The sequence below is a fragment of the Burkholderia dolosa genome (assembly GCF_902499135.1).
Taxonomy (GTDB): Bacteria; Pseudomonadota; Gammaproteobacteria; order Burkholderiales; family Burkholderiaceae; genus Burkholderia; species Burkholderia dolosa.
The window spans coordinates 1-3,520 of sequence record NZ_CABVPR010000130.1 but is presented as its reverse complement, the minus strand read 5'-3'; the positions used below and the strand labels follow the sequence as shown (position 1 = coordinate 3,520).

The 3,520-nt window shown below is 64.5% G+C and carries 3 protein-coding genes; 1 reads left to right on the top strand and 2 read right to left on the bottom strand.

The genetic code is table 11. From position 1 onward, the window contains the following. The first annotated feature begins 523 nt into the window (after positions 1 to 523). Positions 524 to 1,267: a 2OG-Fe(II) oxygenase gene (locus tag BUB20358_RS27720; protein ID WP_035975375.1), complete on the top strand. Its 744-nt coding sequence runs from the start codon at positions 524 to 526 to the stop codon at positions 1,265 to 1,267. 152 nt (positions 1,268 to 1,419) lie between these two features. On the opposite strand, the gene BUB20358_RS27715 is transcribed toward BUB20358_RS27720, so the two are convergent. Together BUB20358_RS27715 and BUB20358_RS28110 are read right to left on the bottom strand one after the other, a co-directional pair. Then, complete coding sequence (locus BUB20358_RS27715; protein WP_006766495.1) at positions 1,420 to 2,844, bottom strand: DHA2 family efflux MFS transporter permease subunit; 1,425 nt, start codon at positions 2,842 to 2,844, stop codon at positions 1,420 to 1,422. Between the two features lie 447 nt (positions 2,845 to 3,291). Continuing rightward, positions 3,292 to 3,520, bottom strand: a 229-nt coding sequence (locus tag BUB20358_RS28110) for a hypothetical protein (protein ID WP_207771219.1), incomplete at its 5' end; no start/stop codon positions are given.

Below are 3,520 nucleotides of genomic sequence, written 5' to 3'. Positions count from 1 at the left end.
TTCGGCGAGCGATTTATGCAGGCGCGTGGATAACGTGCTGTTCAACCGCCTCGCCCACAAAAATGCGGACAGGTTCCACAAAAATGCGGACAGGTTCATCGCGCCTCGCGCAGCGCGCTGCAGAAACCGTACCGAGCGTCGACATCGCCGTCTCTAGCGCGCTCGTATCGAGTTGCTGCACGAAGCGCGCTTTGGCTGTTACGCGCCACATCCTGGTTCCTTTGCTGAGTTGCCGCCGGTTCCTCTGTGCATCGATATCGCAACGCACCCGTATCGGCAAAGACGCGGGTTCTGCATCGAGCCGCCCCGTTCCTGTTTCGAATTGCAGCGCAAGATCTGGAACGCGGGCACGCACGTACGGCACTACACTGGGTTCATCGACTTTCACCGTGAGCGCAGCTGTGCGCGCGACGCTTCTGTGCCGTGCAGGCTTTTTCGCACGGCGACGCGCGCGTCGCGGTTCGGCGTGAGCGCTTCGGCGCACGCCGCGCAACATGACCGCGCCGACGAACGAGGAATACCCGTGAACCTTGCCGCCTTGCCCCCTGCCGTCGAATCGACGGATATCGCACCGCGTGTCGACATGCTCGACTGGACGGCCATCAGCGCCGAACTGGATCAATACGGATGCGCACGCGTATCTCGATTGCTGTCCGCAACCGAATGCGATGCGCTCGCGTCGCTCTATCCGAACGACACGCTTTACCGCTCGCGCGTCGTGATGGCGCGGCACGGCTTCGGCCGCGGCGAGTACAAGTATTTCGCCTATCCGCTGCCTGCGATCGTCGCCGAACTGCGCGCAACGCTCTATCCGCATCTCGCGCCGATCGCGAATCGCTGGAACCAGGCGCTCGGCATCGACGTCCGCTATCCGCGAGACCACGCGGCATTCCTGCGTCGCTGCCACGCAGCCGGTCAGACTCGGCCGACGCCGCTGATCCTGCAATACGGCGACGGCGACTACAACTGTCTGCATCAGGATCTGTACGGCGAGCACGTGTTTCCGCTGCAGGTCGCGATCCTGCTGTCCGCGCCCGGCCGGGACTTCACCGGCGGAGAGTTCGTGCTGACCGAGCAGCGGCCGCGCATGCAGTCGCGTGCGGAAGTGGTGCCGCTCGCGCAGGGCGACGCGGTGATCTTCGCCGTGCATGGCAGACCGGTGCAAGGAACGCGCGGCGTCTATCGCGTGAATCTGCGTCATGGCGTGAGCCGCGTCCGGGCCGGTCATCGACATACGGTCGGCATCATCTTTCATGACGCGCTGTAATGGCGTGGAACGGCGCAAGTGCGGAAAGCCCGTCGGCGTTCGGCGCGCTTGCCGTAAAGGACCGAGCGGTCGGCAAGCTTCGCTGCTCATACAGCAGCCGAAGCCGCGATTGCGCGAGCCGAAACGCCGTGCCCAGAAAATGCGACTACCGCCTACCCTCGCGCGACACCCGCCCTCAGCCGGTCGCCCGCGTCGGTAGCAAGTCGCGCATAGCCGGGCAATGTCAGCAGCGCGAGCACGCCGGCGGCGACGAATGCCCAGCGAAAATCGTCGAGCACGTAATGAATACCGGCCGCATCGCCACGGATCAGCGCCGCGAGCCGCAACGCCAACGCGCCGAACGCGATGCCCATCCCGATCGTCATCTGCTGAGCCGCGCTCCACAACGTGCTTGCCGCACTCGTCTGCTGCGCGGGGATATCCGCATAGGCCAGCGTCGCGAGCGTCGTGAACTGCATCGACCGGGCCAGTCCGTAGACGAACACGACGAACAACGTGATTGCAAGCGGTGTCGATGCGGTCAGCCATCCGCACGCGATCGTGAAGACGCCGACGATCGTCACGTCGACGAGCGCGACACGCCGAAAGCCGAAGCGATCCAGAATCCACGACGTTCCCGCCTTCATGCCGAGATTGCCGAGCGCGCTCGCGAGCAGCAGCAGGCCGGACTGAAACGGCGAAAGTCCGAAGCCGATCTGGAACAGCAGCGGCAGCAGATAAGGCACGGCGTTGATCGCGATCCGCGTGACCGAGCCGGTGACGACCGTCACCGAAAATGTCGGCACCTTCAACGTCGTGAAGTCGAGCAGCGGATGCGCGCAACGTCGCGCATGCAGCCACGCGGCCACACCGAACACGACGCTGGCGCCCACCAGCGCGACGGCGCGCGTGAAGTGCGCGTCCTGCTGCCCGGCCGCTTCGGTACCGATCAGCAGGCACGTGAGCGCGGCGCCCGCCAGCACGAAGCCAATCCAGTCGAGCGGTCGTTGCTCGGTCGCCCGCGTATTGCGGACGATCAGCCACGTACAAACGAGCGCCGCGACACCGAACGGCACGTTCAACAGGAATATCCACCGCCACGACGCATACGTTGTAATGAAACCGCCGATCGGAGGCCCGACGACGGGCGCCACGATACCGGGCCATGTAATGGTCGCGATCGCGCGCATCAGGCGCGCCTTTTCCGTGCTGCGCACGACGATCATCCGTCCGACCGGCACCATCATCGCGCCACCGACGCCTTGCAACAGACGTGCGGCTGTAAACGTCGCCACGCCGTTGGAGAGTCCGCACAGCACGGACGCACCGGTAAAGACGACGATCGCGCTGCCGAACACCGTACGTGACCCATATCGATCCGCGATCCAGCCGCTGATCGGGATGAATACCGCGAGCGCGAGCATGTAGGCCGTCATCCCGAGGCTGAGCGCGTTCGGCCCGACGCCGAACGAACGCGCCATCTGCGGCAGAGCAGTCGCGATCACGGTCGTGTCGAGGTATTCCATGAAGAAGGTGGCGGCGACGAGATACGGCAAGAGATCGGTCGTCCGATCACTTTGAACGTGGCTGGAAGTCATGAATGCTGCAGTAGACGGGAATCGTGACAACGCCGATCCGATGCGGCAGGCAACGCGCAGCGATCGGCACGAATGGCGATATTACCCTGAAGGGCCGATGCTTCGCTGCGGTAATCCGCGTCGGGCAGATGCGCTGTGTCTGCGCAGAGTCTGGTATTTGGCCGGATTCTCGTTCGTCGAAGGGGTGACTGGTGTGTGGACGGCAAGGAGTGAGCGAAGGCGCTCTCTTGTTGCATCGGAAGCGCTTGAGGCCGAGCCGCAGACGGGGAAATAAGAGCCGCGAAGCATGCCCACCGAATCGCGGCGCATTCAAGGGCCGGACCGAGGCTGAAACGAGAGCCGGTCTCCAAGCGACGGGCCGAGAACCACAAGCCGTCGGTAGGCTGCGGGTGGTCCGGGTTCCCGCAACCGCGGCGACGGCATCCACCGACATGAGGAAGGCACGCTTTACGTGGGCGAACGACGGAGCGCGGTCGTTTCCCGATTGCGATCCAGCGCCATGAGGAAGTGCCCGCGCCGGGCCATCAAACCGAGCCGTTCTGTATGTGCGGCATGATCGGTCGGCTTCAGGGGGGCGTCGTAGGTGTTGGCGCGGACCCTCGCGACGCCGCCCCGCGAGCGTAGCGGGCGCCCGGATGTTTTTTCGTGGCGCAAACGCAAAAACCCCCGCCGATTG

Coding starts and splice junctions, on each gene's coding strand:
- BUB20358_RS27715 (WP_006766495.1), bottom strand. CDS start 2,844: ATGACTTCCAGCCACGTTCAAAGTGATCGGACGACCGATCTCTTGCCG.